Genomic DNA, 18,997 nt, shown 5'->3' with positions numbered 1-18,997 from the left:
AAATAAGGAGATTAAAAATGTTTCCCTTTTTCTAATACTTCATTTGTTCTTAGCTCAGTAGGTTCTCCTTCTAAATTTATAACAACCACATTTGCATAATCACCAAACTCTAATGGAATGTTCGCATTATCTATATGTTTATAACCTAGATGATATTTCTTTGCTGTGTTAAGTATAAAAGAATCTGTTGTATCAAAATATATACTTACTTTGTTATTTAAATTACTATTGTTACTTATAGATGAAAAATTTTTTATTACACAGCCTTTGCAATATTCTGGATATACAATAACTTTAACTTTATCGCTTTGTTTACAGCTACCTATAATGAGAATAGACACTAAAAACACAATAGAATTATATTTCATATATATAACATTTATTATTTCTTAGACTTAACAAATACAACTTTCCCTTCTTGATTAAGGCGTAAGAATATTTGTTATTCTTAATATGATAAGTTTTGATTAGATTTAATTTTTTATCAAATTTTTTGAGTTCTATATTTCGATTATAATTTCTAATATTATTTCGGTAAAATATCTTACTAGCATATTCTTTTAAAAGAAATAAATTGCTTTTAGTAACAATTATGTCTTTGTTGTAGTCAGTAGTAAATCTGTATCTTTTTAATTTAGAGATTTGATATTGATCATCATAATTAATTGTTAGGTAATTTCCATTTAATGTATCTATTGGTGCAGTTAATAAGGTTTTGAACTCATTAGATTTTGAAATACAATTTAGCACTCTTGGTGCGTGATATAAAAAGTTTGAATCAGCTGCTATAGCTGGGTATCTAAAATACTGATATGTAGAATCAGACTTACATCCACTACCTGCAAAATACGAAGTATCTCGATTGAAATAATAAAATATTGGATTTGTATTCTTGTAAACACTAGAATTATCTGTATTTCTTTCAACAACATAGTATAATAATATAAAATAATCTTTAATCTTAAATAGATTAGAATTATTTTGCAAAGAAAAATCTACACCGTGCTTTTTATTTATAGTGGGAGTAATAAACTTAAAAGAATCAACTGTGTTTAATTTATGATCTTTTTTGTATAAAGTATTATTTGAAAGTAAATATAGATATGAAGAGTCAACCTTATATGCGTCTATTTTACTTTTTAAAACAGGATCAGAAAACACATGTCTATTTGTGCTAGAGTAGAATGTATGTAGCTCATTTTGAGATGTAATGCTAGTGTATCGAAAATCTTGATTTGGTAGTACTGTTATGTGTTGACCGTATAAGTTTAGTTTATATCCTTTGTCATTTTTATTTTCTAAACTATCTAAATTATAGTTGAACTCTATACTATCAATTGGAATAATATAAGAAATTTCATCTTTATGTATATTTTCATCATAATTATTACAACCTATTAACACTAAAGCTATAATAAAAAACAACCCAAATAAGTATTTGGGTTGCATAAAATCAATATTAAACACTTTAAAATTCAACTCCATAATATTCATTTGAAGATGAGGTGATTAAAATTCTGTTACTATTTCCATCTTGACTAATTTCAATGTCGTCTATATCTTCAATATTAGGAGCAAAAGTATAAGAGGGATTTGAAGCAAGCCATTGAGCATGAAAGCTTACACTACTTACTTTGCAATTATTTCCTGATTGAAGACACTCCCAAACAGTTCCCTCATCATCACTAAATGCTACTTCTTTACTGTAACTTGCAATCTGGAGTTGAGCTAAAACATTATTATCAGACAAAGTTGATTCATAATTGTAAACTTCTACTAACTCATCTTGATCATTGTTGATAAAGAGATATGGGAACTCAAAGTTTAAATTGCGTTCTCCTGAGACAAGTTTCCCTAAAAAATCATCATTGTATAGATTAGGGAATTCAGTACTTAAATCGTTATTTAAAAAATAATTGTCAAGATCATTATTTCCTATGTTAATTAATTCAAGTACCTGATCAACAAATTGATCTTGTGCATCAGCACTTGAAGAGGGTACTTTACATCCTGAACCAGGCTGAGAGCAATCAAGCTTGTCATCTACCCATTCATATGCTCTCTTTTCTTCTAGGGTACTTATTTCAGACGAACCGTATTTCTCGTCTGGTGATGTTGAATTCACTTTATTATTTCTATTAGCGTTCTTTTCTTTTACAAGACTTTCAGAAATATCCTGATTTTTAGTGCATGAAGAAAGGAACACCCCTGCAACTAGTAAGGGGGGGTAATGAACGTTAAAAAACTTGTAGTTTTCATAAGCATTATAATTTTTTAATTTGACATATTCAAATTTAATTACTTTTTATTTAAAAAAAAATTTGTCACTCTTTATTTTGTTAATTGACGACTTATTATAATTACTCCTTAATATAGATGTTGCCTTTTCTGTAGTTATTTGAAATGAGTACAAAAAGTTTTACAAATAAAATAGATACTGGTTATGGATTCAAAATCCATTTTCAAACTTTCATCTTCTAAAATATTACGCCTGGTGAAGTTTTTTGAGGTCTGCAGTAGTCTTAAAGTTCCCAAAGAGCACAGTAGCTCTTTTACCTTCAATATCAATAACTTCGCCTTTTTGGCTTCCGCCTTCAATCACTACTTTGTCGCCCACCTCAATCTTTTGATACTTTCGTTTTTTTGGTTTGATCAAATCGCTCTTTTCGCGTTGCTTTTCAATAGGGGCTAACTTCTTTTTTTGCTTCTCTTTTTTCTGCTCAGGTTTTTGATTCTTGGTGTATTCAATCTTGAGGAATTTCACAAAATCTTTGATCACCTTCTTGAGGTTCTTACCGTTGTAGGAATCGATAAACCCTTTCAGTTTCTTGCCGAAATTGATGAAGTCATTATTCTCCTGCTGCGTTTGCTGGAGTCTGAGGAGTTTAAATTCGAGTTCTTCACGTCTGAATTCAAAATCTTCCTTTGAGCGTTTTGCTTTTTCTATTTTGCTATGCAGTTCGTTTTTCTTTTCGGTCAGAGCCAGTTTCTCGCGTTGTAACGTACCGATTGACTCATCGAGGTCGAGCTTGCCGGAGTGCACGCGATTGCGCGCTTGTTCGATGATCTCCTTTGGTATTTTGTTTTTCTCAGCTACTTCAAAAGTGAAGGAACTACCGGGCTGACCAACCGATAGCTTGTAGAGCGGCATCAGTGTTTTGCGATCAAAGAGCATGCTGCCGTTTTGGGCTGCTTCGAGTTGATCAGCAATGATCTTGATATTGGCGTAGTGCGTTGTGATGACTCCGTAAGCTCCGGTTTTGTAGAGTGCTTCAAAACACACCTCGGCCAGTGCACCACCCAGTTCCGGATCTGACCCGGTTCCGAATTCATCGATTAAGAAGAGCGTTTTCTTGTTGGTTACAGTGAGGAAGTGGTACATGTTTTTGAGTCGGTAGCTGTAAGTGCTGAGCTCGTTTTCGATACTCTGGTTGTCGCCTATGTCGGTCAGGATCTGACCAAAAATACCACAGCTAGAGCCTTCCTCAACCGGAATGAGCAATCCGCTTTGCAGCATGGTTTGCAACAATCCCACTGTCTTGAGGGAAATACTTTTTCCGCCAGCGTTGGGACCAGAAATCACGAGGATGCGCTTTTCCTTGTCGAGCGTGATGTTTTGCGAGATGGTCTTTTCTTTCTTTTCTTCATTCTTGAGCCACAAGAGCGGGTGGAGACACTTTTGAAAGTTGATGTGCAGTTCATTGGGGTGCAGCTCGGGCAAAATGCCATTGATGCGTTTTGAGAAATGTGCTTTGGCCTGCACAAAGTCCATATCGACCAGTACGTGCTGATAGGCTTCCAAAACAGGGACATGTACTTTTATGTCATTCGTTAGCTGACGCAATATGCGGTAGATCTCGTCCTGTTCTTCCTGCTTGAGCATCGCCAGCTCATTGTTGTGCGGAATAGCGCTCTGAGGCTCTATAAAGGCGATTTTCCCAGAGTTTGAACTGCCCAGGATCATGCCCTTGATCTTGCGTTTGTGCTCAGCCGGTACTGCCAAAGCGCGTTTTCCGTTGATGTAGGTTTCTTTCGTGTCGTCAAGAAAACCTGCATCGCGGTAGCGGGACAGCGCTATTTGAAATTCGCGCTCGGCACTTTTGCGCACCGATTGCAGAGACTTCCGGATCTGACTGAGCGTTTGTGATGCTGAGGACTTTACCGTACCGTGGCGGTCGAGTACCTTTTCTACCAGTGCCACAATTTCATTCGACTGTTCGAGGTGAGCGATTCGCTTAGCCAGGGTGGGATAGAGCTCTTCGTTCTTTTGGAAAAACACGATGAGCCTGTTGATTCCGCGCGAAAGTGCCGCGATGTTCATGAACTGCTCAGCTTCGAGAACCACATCGTCTATCTGCAGGCGCTTGAGCTCAGTTTTGATCTCTCCGCTCTGAAAGCCCGGAATCGTAATTTCCTCAAACGACTCAACGTATTCTTTGACACACGTGAGTTCGAACTCCAGCGATTTCACGTTGGTCATAGGAGAGAGGTCGCGCACGATTTCAGCAGCGGTATTGGTTTCACAATAATCCGCTACCAGATCGCGCAGTTTGTCGAACTCTAAATCCCGTTGATTTTGATTGGAAATTATGGTACTCATGCGGTCATTGTAAATCTATTGCAAAGAAAGTGCATTCGTGAATAGACGCAAGGAACAGCGTTTTGTTTTGAAAAAATACCGCAATTTAAGAAATGAGCTCTTTCAGTTGGTTGTAGAGTTCGTCATTGGCCATGTAAGCACCGGATTCCATGATATCAAACATTTCCTGTTCGCGCAGTTTGTTGTACTTTTTAGTAGCCTCGTAAATCTCAACCGAATCTGTTTTGTTTTTTAGCAGGTCATTAAGCGTATCGCCCAGTTTTCCTTTTGTGAGGTTTACGGTCAGATCGCGGGAAACCCGCACAGCGATCATCTTTACCTCGTCATCGAAAAAGCGGTACGTGCGGAACTCGTGCGAGCCAACTTGCTCTAAACATTTGCAATTCGTGAATGCTTTTTCAAACACAATATCGCTGAACAGTTCAATGAGCGCATCGGCCTTTTTCTGTTCATTATTCTTGAGTTTTTCCCAATCTGCAGCCGTAATACTGTTAGCCGCCAGGAACGTGATAAAGTCTTTTTCGAGCGCTTCCAGCTCGCGATTTGTCAGTTTTCTGAATTTCAACGTTGTCGATTTTGTGCAAAGGTGGGGAAAATAAGGGTTAAATTAATAATGAGCTTGTTTTTACTAATCTAAAAATGCTTTCATACGATTAGCTTTATTGATTTTTTTTGACCCAATAGTGATCTAATTGTTCAACTAAACCGGATCAACATCCACAATAACCCGCACACTCTTGAAATTGTCTATTTGGTTGAAGTCGGTGAGGAGGGAAGCGATTTGTTCCTTGATTTTACCGAGGTGTAATTGCTTTTCTAACTTGATGAGGATCTGACGGTGGTACTTGTTCTTGATCCTGGCAACGGCAGGGTATTCCGGACCTAAAATGCGATCGCCCAGGATACGCCTCAGCATACCGGCTAATTCGTTGGAGCCGTTGAGGACAAGGTCTTTGTCGCGGTGGACGACTGTCAGCTTGATGAGTCGGTAATAGGGCGGGTAATGAAAGTTTAAACGCTCGTGGTCCTGCACATTGTACATTGCATCGTAGTTGTGCTTTTTCACTTGTTTGATCACAGGGTGATCGGGATCAAAGGTTTGGATAAACACCTTTCCGCGCCTGTCTTTTCGGCCGGCCCTGCCTGCAACCTGTGTCATGAGTTGAAAAGCACGTTCGTGTGCTCTGAAATCCTGGAAATTGAGCATGAGATCAGCGTTGAGGATTCCCACGACACTTACTTTTTCAAAATCGAGTCCTTTTGTGATCATTTGCGTTCCCACCAGAATATCGATTTCACCGGTTTCAAGCTCGTTGATAATTTGCTGATGAGCGTTTTTACCACGGGTAGAGTCGAGGTCCATTCGTTTGATGCGTGCTTCAGGAAAGTAGATCTCAATATCCGATTCGATTTTTTCTGTTCCGAATCCTTTCAGTTGAACTTCCGGTGATCCGCAAGCGGGACAAGTCTTTGGATGCGGGATATTGTACCCACAATAGTGACATTTCAGCTTTTGCAAAAACTTGTGATAGGTGAGCGTAACATCGCAGTTTTTGCACTCCGGAGTCCACCCACACGTATTGCATTGAACGAATGGCGAAAAGCCTCTACGGTTCTGAAAAAGAATCACTTGCTCGCCATTACTTAAAGCTTTTTTAACCGCTTCGTAGAGTGGTTCGCCAAAGTGCGTTTTCATCTTTTTCTTGCGGTACTGTTCACGGAGATCAACGACTTCCATATCAGGCATTTGGGCATTTCCGTGTCTTGACCCCATAAAGGCGTAGCCGTATTTTCCGCTGTGAGCATTGAACCTGCTTTCGATACTCGGTGTGGCAGAGCCGAGGAGCATATTGGCTTCGTGCATAGCCGATAGTACAACAGCCGTATCGCGAGCGTTGTAGCGCGGTGCCGGATCGTACTGCTTAAATGACTGTTCGTGCTCTTCATCTACAATGGTCACACCCAAATTGTTCATCGGTAAGAAAATAGCCGATCTGGCTCCCAGTATGAGTTTGGGCTGTTCAGTCTTGAGTAATTTCTGCCAGATCTCTACACGTTCCTGGGCATTGAATTTCGAGTGGTAAACCAGGATTTGATCACCAAAATGTTTTTCGAGTCGGGAAATGATTTGCGTGGTGAGCGCGATTTCGGGTAAGAGGTAGAGAGCTTGCCGACCAGAATCGAGTGTTTTTTGAATGAGCTTGATATAGAGTTCGGTTTTTCCCGATCCTGTTACGCCCTGCAGTAAAACAGGTTTTCGGCTCTTTTCAAACTGTGACTCAATCGACTCCAAAGCAGCCTGCTGCTCATCGTTGAGCTGTTTTTCGCCCGGTTCTGACTGATAACTGGGGAGCCTGCCAACTTCCAGCGATTCAATTTCAATAATTCCTTTCTCTGCCAGGGCTTTTACCTGTGCCGATGAAGCCTGTGCTTCTTTTTGCAATGTGGTCTTTTTTACTGCCTCAACTTTTTCGGGAGGTGTTTTGCCCAGTTGGAGCAATTTCATGAGCACGTGCATCTGCTTTGGCGCATTGCTGAGCTCATCGAATGCTTGCTTGAGTTGTTCTTCGCTTTGGTAGTTGGGAGAGAGGGTTGCAAAATCGTTCATCTTGGGTTTGTAGCGCTCCTTAACAACTTCCTCGATGAGGATAATTTGTTTGGCGATAAGTCCCTGAACGATGGGATAAACGGTTTTGAGCTGCAGTATATCAGAGACTTCCTGCATAGTGAGCTTTTCATTGCTCTCGAGTGCTTCAGCAATCAGGTATTCGCGATCTGTTAGTTGATCGAAATCGATTTCCATGTGGTGATTGAGCATGATGATGGTTTCACTGCTCACTTTGAGTCCGGCCGGGAGTGCAGCAGCCATCACTTCTCCCAAACTGCACATGTAATAATCGGCAATCCATCGCCACAACTCAATTTGCTTAGGCTGAACGATAGGAAATTCATCAACCAGATCACTTAGGTATTTTGCACGGTAATGCTGTGGAGGCGTGTGGTGAACCTTGTAGATGATAGCCGTGTAGATCTTTTTCTTGCCAAACTGAACCAAAACCCGCGCGCCTTCGCAAACTTTTTCGTTCCAGTCCCTGGGCACGCGATACGTGTAAGGACGCGGTACGGGCAACGGCAAAATAACATCTACAAACTTCGTCTCCATGGAGGCTCAAAGCTATTACAAATGCTCAAGATGGTAACGGTCAGAGCCAGATTTTGCAGCTTATCGTCTCATAGATTATTATTCTGTTATTGTCAAGAACTTATATGCCGGAATGAGTTCAACTGAAGAACCATCTTTATCAAACTTATCTTCCTGATCCATTGTCACCATTATTCCCTTTTTCAATTTAAAAAAGTTCATTGTTTCAATTAAACCTGAATATTCCCTTTCAAAGTTTTCGTCAGTGATTTTATAACAAACTTGAATTGCTTTAGTAGCCTTATCTTTATCAAAAACTACAAAGTCACATTCGCCCTGGTCTTTAAATGAATACAGGTTTTTTGTTTGTCTTCTCAAATGCAGATATACCAGGTTTTCTAACTTTCTTCCTTTGTCTTTAGTAAATGAAGCTGAAACAGCATCAATAAACCCAGTGTCTATAGCATAAACTTTTTTGGGATTTCTGGCTTGAGCTTTAAGCGAGTAACTGAATTGGGGTAAGAAGTCAATCAGGTATGAATCTCGTAAATAATTGAAATATTCAACAATTGTCGTAGTAGATTTAATGCCAAAAGTTCCTGCAAGCTTATTGCCCGAAACTGGTTTGCCAACATTGGAAATCAAAAAGATTGTCAATTTTTTGAGAGTTTCAACATCTCTAATTCCATATCTGATAGCAATATCACGGATTAAAATATCATCAATGAGTTTACCAAGTATGAGCGGCTCTTTATTTTTGACATATTCTGGCATACCGCCATTTTGAAGATAAAGAGACAAAGAATCTTTATTAGGTTTTGTTTTCGTGAATGAAAGAAACTCAGTAAATGAAAATGGAAATAATTCCATTGATAAATGTCTACCAGTTAAATGTGTGCCCATTTCTTTACTCAATAAAGAAGCATTAGAACCTGTTATAAAAACTTGAAAATGTGAATTGAGAAGCTGATGAACAAATATTTCCCATTTATCTATCAACTGTATTTCATCAAAAAAGATTACTCGCAATTCTCTTCTTTCAATTTCTTTTTGAAGTCTGGCAAAGTCAGAAGTTTCAAAAGCTGTAAGCCTAATGTCTTCAAAATTTATATAAAGGGCATCATTAAAATCTTTTCTTAGTAATTGCAGTAAAAGAGTACTTTTACCACATCTCCTTAGCCCTGTTATGATAGTTGCAAAATTATCTACAACAGGTACATCTGCTAAAGCCTTTCTGGTAACTAAATCTCCTTTTTGAAGAAATGTTTCCTGTTGACTATCTATTATCTCGCTTATTTGTTCTTGTCTAAGCATTCTTTGTCATTTAAAGCAAAGATGTAAAATTATTGTTTACTAATGGATAAAGTCATTCATTAGTAATGGATGAAATACAAAAACGTCAGAGAAACATAACTGAAGAAAATCATCAATTAACGATCAGAGCCAGATTTTGCAGGTTATCGTTTCTCAGCCGGGTCCCATTTTAGTTCAGGGAATTTGCGAACCTTCCTGATGAAGAATTGATACACAAGGCTTTTAGGACAAATACCAAAATGGTTGGGTGTTTTTGATCTGAGAGAATTCACGATTTTACGCTTTTTGAGCCATTTGCCCAGCATCATCGTGTATTGCCAGTGCGCTTTAAATACGGCCTGACTCGATTTTGGATTGCCATCTAAAATCATCTTGATCATAGCCACATAATCGAGGAGGAGCCTGAACGGAATTTTGTAGAACAACTGATAAGCAGGTAGGTTTTTGGTAAGCATGATCAGGTTGTTGCGGTGATTGCGGAATACCTTTCCCGGACTGCCATACTGAATCACAAATCCGCCCATGTGGAAGATCTTACTTTTGGGCTGAAACATGATTTTGTAACCCATCAGTTTGAGTCGCCAGGCGAGGTCGATCTCTTCCATGTGTGCGAAAAAGTCGTTGTCTAATCCACCAGACTTGTGGTAAGCATCAGCATTGATGAACAAACAAGCTCCTGAAGCCCAAAATATTTCGCGTACATCATCGTATTGACCTTCATCTTTTTCCACCTTGTCAACAAGTCGGCCGCGGCAAAACGGAAATCCGAGGTGATCGATGTAGCCTCCTGCTGCACCGGCATACTCGAAATATTCGCGTTTGTCAAAGGACATGACTTTTGGTTGAACAGCCGCTATTTTCGGGTCTGACTCGAGTAATTCGAGTCCGGGTTCTAACCAACCTTCAGTCACTTCGATGTCTGAGCTGATAAGTACGTAATTCTCTGCTTCAATTTGTGGGAGAGAAGCGCAGTAGCCATTGGTAAAGCCTTTGTTGACTTCCAGCTTGATCACGCGAATATCGGGGTGATTTTCAGCCATCCAGGGCGATAGATCATCAGTTGAAGCATTGTCAACTACCACAATCTCAACACCTTCAACATGATTGGTTGTCGCGATGATTTTGGGTAAAAACTCGCGGACTAATTTGAGACTGTTATAGCTGAGCAATACTATTGCAACGCGTGGCTTTGATTTATTCACGTGACTCGATAAGAGGGTTTGCTAAAGCATGCAATTATAATGATTACAGGGGAAATAATTTCATTTGACTAAAATTAAACGCTCAAACCTTCAACATTAAACTTTTAAACTTATTTCACTTCACCTGTTACAGAACCACAGGTCAACATACTCGATCCAAAATACGGATTTCTGATCTTTTTCTCTTTGCTCAGCCAGTCACCACCATCGTAATCGTTAGCCATAGGGCAGTGCTGGATGTAGAGTTTATCGGTCAGAGCCGTACTTTTTACGAGTTTGATCATTGAATTAGAAATATCCAGAAAAGCATTTCTCAAAGGGTCAATATCTTCTGCGTTTACAGCTTTTTTGAGATTTGATTTCATGGTTTTATTCAGTTCCATATAAGCCGTATGTGCCTGGTGACTCATAGCTTTCATGTTCATATTCTCGGTCAGTTTCAACGTTTGTTCTGCTGCTTTTTTAGCTCCCTTAAAATTGTCGTTGACAAGAGAATCCTTGAGTGCGAGATAGCTGACAATAAGTTGAGATATTTGTTTATCAGATTCTCCGTTTGATTTCGGTTCTGACTGTGAACTGTTCATCATGCTGGGTTTATTCGCCAGTTGAGCTGCTGCATCCACGTAAAAAGCACCATTTGTCACAATTTCTTCGCCAACTTCTAATCCGCCAGCGATGATTTGCTTTTCGCCAAGGCTATTTCCTAATTCAACCTCACGCATTTCAAACTCATCACTTTTTGAAGATACATAAACGACACTTCTTTTGCCTGTCCACAATACAGCAGATTTTGGTATTGTAATTTGTGAGTTGCCGCTCAACCTTGCTTTGACTGTTGCATTGGCAAACATGCCGGGCTTGAGATTTCTCTTTTGGTTTTGAACAATAACCCTGGCTTCGGCTGTTCGTGTTTTGGAGTCAATAATAGGATCGATGTAATCGATAATACCATTGAAAGATTGACCTGGAAGAGCTTCTATTTCAAACTGAACAGAATCACCGGTTTCAACCCACTGAAGGTCTTTTTCGAAAAGATCGAGCATAAGCCAAACGCTCGATAAATCGGTCAATGTGTAGAGTGCATCTCCTTTGTGTACGTGATCTCCTTCGCTGACATTAACTTTAGTAATGATTCCGCTTTTATGCGCATAGATGGGGAGTGTTTCATAAATTTTATCGGAGCTTAAGATCTTATCGATTGATTTTTTTGAGATCTTGTAATTACGGAGCTTTGCTACAGCAGCATCTTTGAGCGATTCATTTCCGCTTTCAATAGCCTGCAAGAGTTCGCGTTGTGCGACCATCACTTCTCGCGAATAAACTTTCCCGATTTCATCTCCGGTCGAGATGTATTTTCCCTCATAATCTGCATAGAGCTTTTCAATTCTACCTTCAAAATGCACGGCCTGACTAACATCTGCTGTTTCATCCGGCACGATTTCACCATCGAGCCGGAGAGTCTTAACCGGCTCTGATCGTTTTACAACTGATGTTTGAATGTTTGCCAGTTTTTTAGCGGTTGCCGACATTTTAACTGCGCTCGCAGATTCATCATTACCGGACTCTTCAACCGGAATCAAATCCATTCCGCAAATGGGGCAGTCGCCCGGCTCATTTTGACGAACCTGTGGATGCATGGAGCAGGTGTAGGTTTCACCTTCTTTCGTTTCGTGCTGATGTGTTTTTACAGCTTGTTGATCTGGAGCAAACCACAATCCGGCAGCGATACCGATCGCAAGGCAGATAATCGCGATGACGTATTTATTTTGAATGATATTTTTCATGACTATTTAGTTAAATCGTTAGTTAAGTAAATGAGTTCTGACTGTTTGATATTTAGTTTTTTAGCTGATTCTAATTCTTTCAGTTTGAAGTCGAAAAGTTTTGATTGTAATCGCAGTACTTCTTCGTAATCTGTTTGTCCGTTTTGGTATTGATCCAGCAATAATTCAACTGCCATTTCAGCCTTTCCGATCTTTGTTTTGTAGAGGGCAATAAGCTTCATTTCACGGTCGATAGCGAATAATACATTATCCAATTCACTCTGGAGTTGGTTAACTTCATGCTGAGCTTCAAACTCAGCAGCTTTTTGAAGATGAATAGCTTCTTTTCGTGCTGCCCGGTACTGCTTTCTGTAGATTGGCAGAGAAATAGACAGCTGTGGCAACAATGCATCCTGTCCGTTTTTTGGCAACTGAGCATCTGAACGTTCCGTAACCACAAAATAATTGATGCCCACACCAATTTGCGGTAATCCTGCCTTTGTCGCTGCATTTTCCTGTTCAGCAAAGGCTTTTTGTTCCTGTTCATAACGCTTTACTGCAGGATGATTCTTCATTGATTCACGGTCAGAGCCGGAAAGCGAAAATGCTCTGTTGAGGCTGTCTGTCGGTTCTATTTTGAAAGTTTCCTCTTTGTTGATCAACTCATTTAACTGAGATTGAAGAGCTGAACGTTCAGCTTTGAGAATATCAATTTCAGTATTGATATCGTCAATCAGTAAATCTGCCCGAATCACATCAACACTGCTGGCATTACCAGATTCCTGTTGAAAGATCGCCTGCTGCCTCAACTCTTTTAGTAAAGCTTTTTCAGATTCGAGTATTTTTAGTTTTTCGCTCCACTCAACCAGCGGGTAGTAAGCCCTGGAGAGATCAGCATAGAGTTTGAGTTTTGCTTCCTCAAACTTTTGAAACTGCGCTTCGGCCTGGTAGGCAACAGCGCTTTCTTTTGCCTTTAAAGTACCAAACCACGGGAACTGCTGAGAAAGGCCAATCTGCGCTCTTTGCGGACCAACACGCGTTTCAATTGGATTGATGAAGTAACCCAATGACAACTGCGGACTGGGCATTCCGCTCACAGCGGCTGATTTTTGCATCAGTGCTTCAAACTTTTGGTATTGAGCCTGCACTCCCGGGTTTGTTTCGAGAGCCTCTTTGTATAGAGAGTCTAACGACTGACCTGAAACTGGTTTTATGGTAGCCAAAACCATTATCAGCGTTGTTACCAGCATCAGGAATAGATGAGGAATATGTCCCTCGGCAAGCTCGGGACGAGATACGTTCATCCGCTTACGCTCCTGAACGAAGCCAGAAGCAGCAAGATTTCCAGTCATTAAACCAGTTCTTCCTGCTATTTTATGTTGTTTGAAAATTCTCATTTTTTCGCTTTTATTGTTGAATTATTCGCGCTTAAAAACGCATATTTCAATTTTCTACTAACTCCTTTTTCTTCTTCAAATAATACAGTACCGGTACCACAAAGTAGCTAACAGCCGCTACGATCATTCCGCCAAATGCAGGGATTGCCATCGGTACCATGATATCAGATCCTTTTCCTGTTGAGGAAAGAATCGGGAGTAGTGCTATCAGCGTAGTAGCCGAAGTCATAACTGCCGGTCTGATTCGTTTTTTTCCGGCTTCAATAACTGCTTTTTTGACTTCACCTAAACTCTCAGGACTCCTTTTCCTGAAACTCTGATCGAGATAGGTTCCCATCAATACTCCATCATCAGTTGCGATACCGAAAAGCGCGATGAAACCAACCCACACGGCAACACTTAGGTTGATGGTTTTGATCTGGAAGATGTCCCGGAAGTTCATGTCGAGAATACTGAAGTTCATGAACCAGCCCTGTCCGTAAAGCCAGATCAACATGAAGCCACCGCTGAAAGCCATCGCAATTCCGGTGAAAACCATAAAGGATGTGCTGGCAGAATTGAATTGAAAGTAGAGAATGAGGAATACTACCACGAGAACAATTGGGATGATAACGGAGAGTCGTTTCTCAGCTCTTACCTGGTTTTCATAGTCACCGGAGAATTCATAGCTAATTCCGCTCGGAATGGTTAATTCACCACTTTCCACCTTTTCATCGATCAATCGTTGAGCATTTTGAACTGCTTCAACCTCGGCTGTTTCATCGGTTTTATCGAACAGCACATAGCCAACCTTGAAAGTGTTTTCACTCTTAATAACCTGCGGTCCGCGTTCATATTGAATATCGACTACATTTGAAAGTGGAATTTGCACTCCACTTGCCGATTCGATGTAAATATTGCCAATCGTTTCAGGATTATTTCGCAACTCTCGGGGATAGCGGATTCGCACATCAAATCGCTCGCGGCCTTCAACGGTTGACGTGACTTTCATACCACCAATTGCGGTTTGGATGGTATTTTGAACATCATCCACTGTCAATCCGTAACGCGCCATTTTTTCTCTCTTCAGATCCAAATTGAGGTAAGGCTTACCTACAATTCGCTCGGCAAAGACCGCTTCATCTTTCACACCCGGAGCTTCTTTTAGAATTTTTTCGAGTTCAGAGCCGAAGTTTTCAATCGTTTTCAGATCCGGACCAAAAACTTTGATCCCCATTGGTGCCCGCATGCCGGTTTGCAGCATGACGAGTCGTGTTTCAATAGGCTGGAGCTTTGGAGCACTTGTAACTCCAGGCAGTTTTGTCGCCCTTACGATTTCATTCCAAATATCATCAGTAGATTGAATTTTAGGTCGCCAATTACGGAAGTAGCGTCCGTTAGCATCCTGAATCAATGCTGTACTAAAGTCTTTCCCGATAGCTGTGAAAAGCGAATCTTGTCGGTTCTGACCGAGAGCTTCACCATTTTTATTTGTGAACTCCTGGTTTGAGTAATTGAAAAAGTTATTGCTATCGCTCAGAATAAAATGACTGTTTTCATTGACTGCAAAACGAACTTTTCGACCATCTTCATCGAGTATATACTCTGGTTTGTAGCGGATGATGTTTTCGAACATCGAGATAGGAGCAGGGTCGAGAGCTGTTTCTGCTCGTCCCATTTTTCCAACGGCTGATTTGATCTCTGGGATAGCATAAACCCGTGTATCGAGAAGTTGCACAATTTCTTTGTTGTATTCCATTCCGGAATGTGGCATGGAAGTAGGCATTAGCAAAAAACTTCCCTCGTCAAGTGCCGGCATAAATTCTTTACCGATTCCGGGGAATGTGTGATTCATTGCAGACCAGGCACTGGTTTTACGAATGTTGACATCCGCCTGATCAAATCCTTTTGCAACAAACCCGAAAACGGTTGAAAATCCCAGCCATATAACGACAGCAAAAAGCATGAGCACAGCCGGAATCACTAAAAATGTTTTAGCGCGGTTGAGGATTCTGTTCAGAATTTGCCCATAATAGTATTCGAGCAGTTTGAAGCCTGTGAGGATAATCCCGATCAGGATGATGACAAAGAAGAAGTTTGCCCAGTTTGAGTTTTGCGCTCCCAGCGGCAACCAGTTGATCGCTAATAACCAGGAAGCTGAAAAAACAGTGATAAGCAACGCGCTGTACTGCAGTTTCCAGCGATAAATTTGCCACATTTTTTGCCAAATCCCGCTCGTATTTTCAATTGTGTTATTAACCTTATTTTTAACCCAATCAGCATTTCGCATGAGTCCGGTTAAACCAAAACCAAACAGTGTGAGTCCCGCCCACCACTTGTTGTAAAACAGTGCTACGACTCCTGTGATCAATAGCAAACTGTTCAGAACCGAGCGCCACAGTTTACGCCTGACTTTAATTCCGAAAAACCAATGCGCCAGTGCCGGAAGGATTAGCAACGAAACGATAAGTGCGGCAACAAGCGCAAATGTTTTGGTGAAAGCCAGCGGTGTAAAGAGTTTCCCCTCGACTCCCTGCAATGCAAAAACGGGGATGAAACTCACGATGGTTGTCATGACAGCCGTTACGATTGCGGTGCTCACCTCGGCAGCGCCATTGTAAACTGAGTCTGCCAGTTGACGAAAAGCTGGCTTACGGCTCTGACCGTTATCTCTTTCTTCATCAATTTTCTTGAGCACATTCTCTGAGAGTATAACACCCAAATCGATCATAGTCCCAATGGCAATAGCAATTCCCGAAAGGGCTACGATATTGGCGGTGATCCCAAAATAGCGCATGGCGATGAAAACCATGAGAACAGCGATGGGTAACAGACTTGAAATGAGGAGCGAGGCACGCAGATTGAAAACCATGACAATAACCACGATAATGGTAATGAGTATTTCAAGTGTCAGCGCTTCTTCCAGCGTTCCCAGCGTTTCCTGGATGAGTCCGGAGCGGTCGTAAAACGGCACAATTTCCAGTTTGCTCAAAGTGCCATCATCTAGTTTTTTTGAAGGTAAGCCGGGCGAAATTTCAGCGATTTTTGCTTTTACGTTTTCGATCACTTTCATCGGATTTGCACCGTGACGGGCGATTACAACTCCGCCAACAGCTTCAGCACCTTCTTTGTCGAGCAGACCTCTACGTTGAGCAGGACCGATTTTGACACGTGCTACATCTTTGATTTTAATCGGTTTGTGGTTGTTCACTTTCAGAACCGATTGTTCGATGTCTTCAACCTTTTCTATGTAGCCGAGTCCGCGTACAAGGTATTCTGCCTTGTTGATCTCAAGTGTTTTAGCTCCTACATCGCGATTTGATTGGCGAACAGCATTGACAACCTCGCTCAATGAAATGTCATAGGCTTTGAGTGCTGCGGGATCAACATCAATCTGATATTCCTTGACATGCCCGCCAATTGATGCCACTTCAGAGACTCCGGAAGTAGAGTTGAGGCCGTATTTTACGTAATAATCCTGTATGGTTCTCAGCTCGTGTAAGTCCCAGCCTCCAGTCGGATTGCCCTGTTCATCACGACCTTCAATGGTATACCAGTAAACTTGCCCCAGTGCTGTAGCATCCGGCCCCAAAGAAGGTGAAGCGTTTTCCGGTAACAGATTGGGTGGAATGGAATTTAGCTTTTCAAGTATTCGTGAGCGTGACCAGTAAAATTCTATGTCTTCCTCAAAAATCAGGTAGATACTCGAAAATCCGAACATCGATGAACTGCGTACCGATTTAACTCCCGGGATTCCCAGTAAATAAGAGGTGAGCGGATACGTAATTTGATCCTCTACATCTCGTGGCGATTGCCCGGCCCATTCAGTAAAGACAATTTGTTGGTTTTCGCCAATATTAGGAATGGCATCTACAGTCACCGGATCTGACGGTAAAAATCCTGTTTCCCAGTTGAAGGGAGACGTGACGATTCCCCATCCAATAAAGGCGAGGAGTAGGATAGAGGTCACGAGTTTATTCTGTAAAAAGTAACGAACTATTCTGTTGAGCATGATGAAAAATTTGATACAACACGATTAGAATGAATGCGCTGTGCGCTTCAGCAAGGTGATGCACCAAATTCTACAGTCTGAAAATTTGGAAAAGAGCCTGAAATGAGGATGATTCAGGAGGAGGAGCCTCGTAATGTGCGAGATTAGCAAGCGATTGAGGCTGAATGAGGTCAGGGATATAAGTAGAGATAAATGCAACCGCAAATTTTATGAGCGGAAGTTTTTGAATATCAGAAATTTGATAATCAATATCGAGTACTAAACTGTGGTAAACATCTTCGCAGCACGATTTCTTTTTTATTTGGTCAGATCCATCGTCATGATGATGGTGGTGACACGACTTTTCAACTTTGCGCTCCATGCCACAATCTAATTCAGATTCTCCGGCAGCAACACTTATGTCTGCAATTTCACCACCACAAAAGTGAATGCCCTGCGTGAGCCACAAATTCCCGATCAACACGATGATCGATAGTGATATGGAAATGAGTTTTTTCATTTTCAGGTAACAAATTTAATGAAAAATTAGGAGTAATGTATTTGATGCTAAATCATCCCCCTCGATTTCAATTCTAAATATTTGTTGATGGTGTTTGTCGAGAGGTCTTCCGGTTTGGTACGGATGGTTTGAATACCGGCATTTCTAAGTTCGTAAGTAGCCTGTACGAGTTCGTGGCTCAGTTTTTCGGCCATTGTTTTAGATGCGATGTCGAGTATTGTGTTTACTTCCTCTTTTTTAAATTCTTCCAGTTCAGTATTCTCGAAGAAAATAACCACGAGGAGGTGTCTACGGTTGAGGCGTTTTAGGTGAGGTAGTGCTGTTTTTTTAAAGTTTAAGTATTTATTTCATGTTCGATGTATTTATTTTGAGTAGCCTCATTTTAAATTCAGTTACACAATACAAACTGTAACATTCATCACTTACAGAATGAATTAAAATCCTGAATATTGTATCAGTTTTAAATCACAAAATAGATGATAGTATGAAATGGTTTAAGTTACTCACAATATTGGTATTTAGCCTCACATTTTTCAATGCAAAAGCACAGGATAATGGAGCTGGGCATAAAATTGTATTTCAGTTGACTGACAATAATATCAAGAGTCAAAAATCATTGACCAGACAGTTGAATAACCTCAACCAGGGATGGCCTGAAGCAGAATTTCAAGTTGTTGTTCACTCAGTTGGCATCGGTTATTTGATCGAAGATAAGTCTGCATTTTCTGATGAAATTCGTAACCTGAGCGAAATGGGTGTAGTCTTTGTTGCTTGTGAAAACACGCTCAGCGCGAAAAACATTTCAAAAGACAAAGTTATCGATGTTGCTAAGTATGTGAAAATGGGCATTGCTGAAGTTGTTAGAAAACAAGAACAGGGTTGGAGTTACATTAAGGCGGGGTTGTGAAAACTTTTAATACTACTTTCCGATACAAAAAGTAATAGCTATTGATAGTCTGTTAGTTGCAAAATTTAGGTACAAATAAGATACAAAAACTGAATGATGACGACCTCACTTTACAAAGTGGGACTTTTGGGTGTACCCTTCATTCTAAAGTTATGAAATATCGAGGGAAATTCGCTGCTCTC

General features: G+C 40.6%; 14 protein-coding genes. 1 reads left to right on the top strand and 13 read right to left on the bottom strand.

All coding sequences use genetic code 11. The annotated features are described in order from the left end of the window. Positions 1-11: 11 nt before the first annotated feature. The 13 genes from RI557_RS06775 to RI557_RS06715 form a co-directional block, all read right to left on the bottom strand. The gene (locus RI557_RS06775) at positions 12-368 is read right to left on the bottom strand and encodes a hypothetical protein (protein ID WP_310669105.1); all 357 of its coding nucleotides are present in this window, start codon (positions 366-368) and stop codon (positions 12-14) included. Beyond that, positions 358-1,485, bottom strand: coding sequence for a hypothetical protein (locus RI557_RS06770; protein WP_310669104.1), 1,128 nt, complete (start codon positions 1,483-1,485; stop codon positions 358-360). Before RI557_RS06770 ends, RI557_RS06775 begins: the two co-directional genes overlap by 11 nt. Next, complete coding sequence (locus RI557_RS06765; RefSeq protein WP_310669103.1) at positions 1,469-2,125, bottom strand: hypothetical protein; 657 nt, start codon at positions 2,123-2,125, stop codon at positions 1,469-1,471. Before RI557_RS06765 ends, RI557_RS06770 begins: the two co-directional genes overlap by 17 nt. 360 nt (positions 2,126-2,485) lie before the next feature. Beyond that, entirely contained in the window at positions 2,486-4,600 is a 2,115-nt protein-coding gene (locus RI557_RS06760) for an endonuclease MutS2 (protein WP_310682889.1), read from the bottom strand. A gap of 85 nt (positions 4,601-4,685) precedes the next feature. After that, positions 4,686-5,165, bottom strand: coding sequence for a DUF6495 family protein (locus RI557_RS06755; protein WP_310668878.1), 480 nt, complete (start codon positions 5,163-5,165; stop codon positions 4,686-4,688). Between the two features lie 135 nt (positions 5,166-5,300). Beyond that, complete coding sequence (priA, locus tag RI557_RS06750) at positions 5,301-7,763, bottom strand: primosomal protein N' (RefSeq protein ID WP_310668877.1); 2,463 nt, start codon at positions 7,761-7,763, stop codon at positions 5,301-5,303. 78 nt (positions 7,764-7,841) lie between these two features. Continuing rightward, positions 7,842-9,056 (bottom strand): ATP-binding protein, encoded by a 1,215-nt coding sequence (locus tag RI557_RS06745; protein ID WP_310682887.1) that lies wholly within the window; start codon positions 9,054-9,056, stop codon positions 7,842-7,844. A 143-nt stretch (positions 9,057-9,199) separates the two neighbouring features. Continuing rightward, positions 9,200-10,258 (bottom strand): glycosyltransferase family 2 protein, encoded by a 1,059-nt coding sequence (locus tag RI557_RS06740; protein WP_310668875.1) that lies wholly within the window; start codon positions 10,256-10,258, stop codon positions 9,200-9,202. 110 nt (positions 10,259-10,368) lie between these two features. Further along, entirely contained in the window at positions 10,369-12,042 is a 1,674-nt protein-coding gene (locus tag RI557_RS06735) for an efflux RND transporter periplasmic adaptor subunit (protein WP_310682885.1), read from the bottom strand. Positions 12,043-12,044: 2 nt separating this feature from the next. Further along, on the bottom strand, positions 12,045-13,418 hold the full coding sequence (locus tag RI557_RS06730) for a TolC family protein (RefSeq protein WP_310682883.1): 1,374 nt from the start codon (positions 13,416-13,418) through the stop codon (positions 12,045-12,047). Positions 13,419-13,464: 46 nt separating this feature from the next. Then, a complete protein-coding gene (locus RI557_RS06725; protein ID WP_310682881.1) occupies positions 13,465-17,409 on the bottom strand; it encodes an efflux RND transporter permease subunit in 3,945 nt (1,314 codons plus the stop codon). A gap of 70 nt (positions 17,410-17,479) precedes the next feature. Beyond that, a complete protein-coding gene (locus RI557_RS06720) occupies positions 17,480-17,908 on the bottom strand; it encodes an HYC_CC_PP family protein (protein WP_310682879.1) in 429 nt (142 codons plus the stop codon). Positions 17,909-17,955: 47 nt separating this feature from the next. Then, positions 17,956-18,186 (bottom strand): hypothetical protein, encoded by a 231-nt coding sequence (locus RI557_RS06715; protein ID WP_310682877.1) that lies wholly within the window; start codon positions 18,184-18,186, stop codon positions 17,956-17,958. Positions 18,187-18,392: 206 nt separating this feature from the next. Here RI557_RS06715 and RI557_RS06710 point away from each other — a divergent pair, with 206 nt between their 5' ends. Further along, the gene (locus RI557_RS06710; RefSeq protein ID WP_310682875.1) at positions 18,393-18,815 is read left to right on the top strand and encodes a DsrE family protein; all 423 of its coding nucleotides are present in this window, start codon (positions 18,393-18,395) and stop codon (positions 18,813-18,815) included. The last annotated feature ends 182 nt before the right edge of the window (positions 18,816-18,997 follow it).

This window comes from Salibacter sp. (assembly GCF_031581065.1).
Lineage (GTDB): Bacteria > Bacteroidota > Bacteroidia > Flavobacteriales_G > Salibacteraceae > Salibacter.
Note: the sequence above shows the minus strand (reverse complement) of the source record. Positions and strands in the feature narration are given on the sequence as shown.

What these genes read in the sequence shown, in the direction of transcription:
- RI557_RS06775 (WP_310669105.1), bottom strand. Translation starts at nt 368, where the DNA reads ATGAAATATAATTCTATTGTGTTTTTAGTGTCTATTCTCATTATAGGT.
- RI557_RS06770 (WP_310669104.1), bottom strand. Translation starts at nt 1,485, where the DNA reads ATGGAGTTGAATTTTAAAGTGTTTAATATTGATTTTATGCAACCCAAA.
- RI557_RS06760 (WP_310682889.1), bottom strand. Translation starts at nt 4,600, where the DNA reads ATGAGTACCATAATTTCCAATCAAAATCAACGGGATTTAGAGTTCGAC.
- priA (WP_310668877.1), bottom strand. Translation starts at nt 7,763, where the DNA reads ATGGAGACGAAGTTTGTAGATGTTATTTTGCCGTTGCCCGTACCGCGT.
- RI557_RS06745 (WP_310682887.1), bottom strand. Translation starts at nt 9,056, where the DNA reads ATGCTTAGACAAGAACAAATAAGCGAGATAATAGATAGTCAACAGGAA.
- RI557_RS06735 (WP_310682885.1), bottom strand. Translation starts at nt 12,042, where the DNA reads ATGAAAAATATCATTCAAAATAAATACGTCATCGCGATTATCTGCCTT.
- RI557_RS06730 (WP_310682883.1), bottom strand. Translation starts at nt 13,418, where the DNA reads ATGAGAATTTTCAAACAACATAAAATAGCAGGAAGAACTGGTTTAATG.
- RI557_RS06725 (WP_310682881.1), bottom strand. Translation starts at nt 17,409, where the DNA reads ATGCTCAACAGAATAGTTCGTTACTTTTTACAGAATAAACTCGTGACC.
- RI557_RS06720 (WP_310682879.1), bottom strand. Translation starts at nt 17,908, where the DNA reads ATGAAAAAACTCATTTCCATATCACTATCGATCATCGTGTTGATCGGG.
- RI557_RS06710 (WP_310682875.1), top strand. Translation starts at nt 18,393, where the DNA reads ATGAAATGGTTTAAGTTACTCACAATATTGGTATTTAGCCTCACATTT.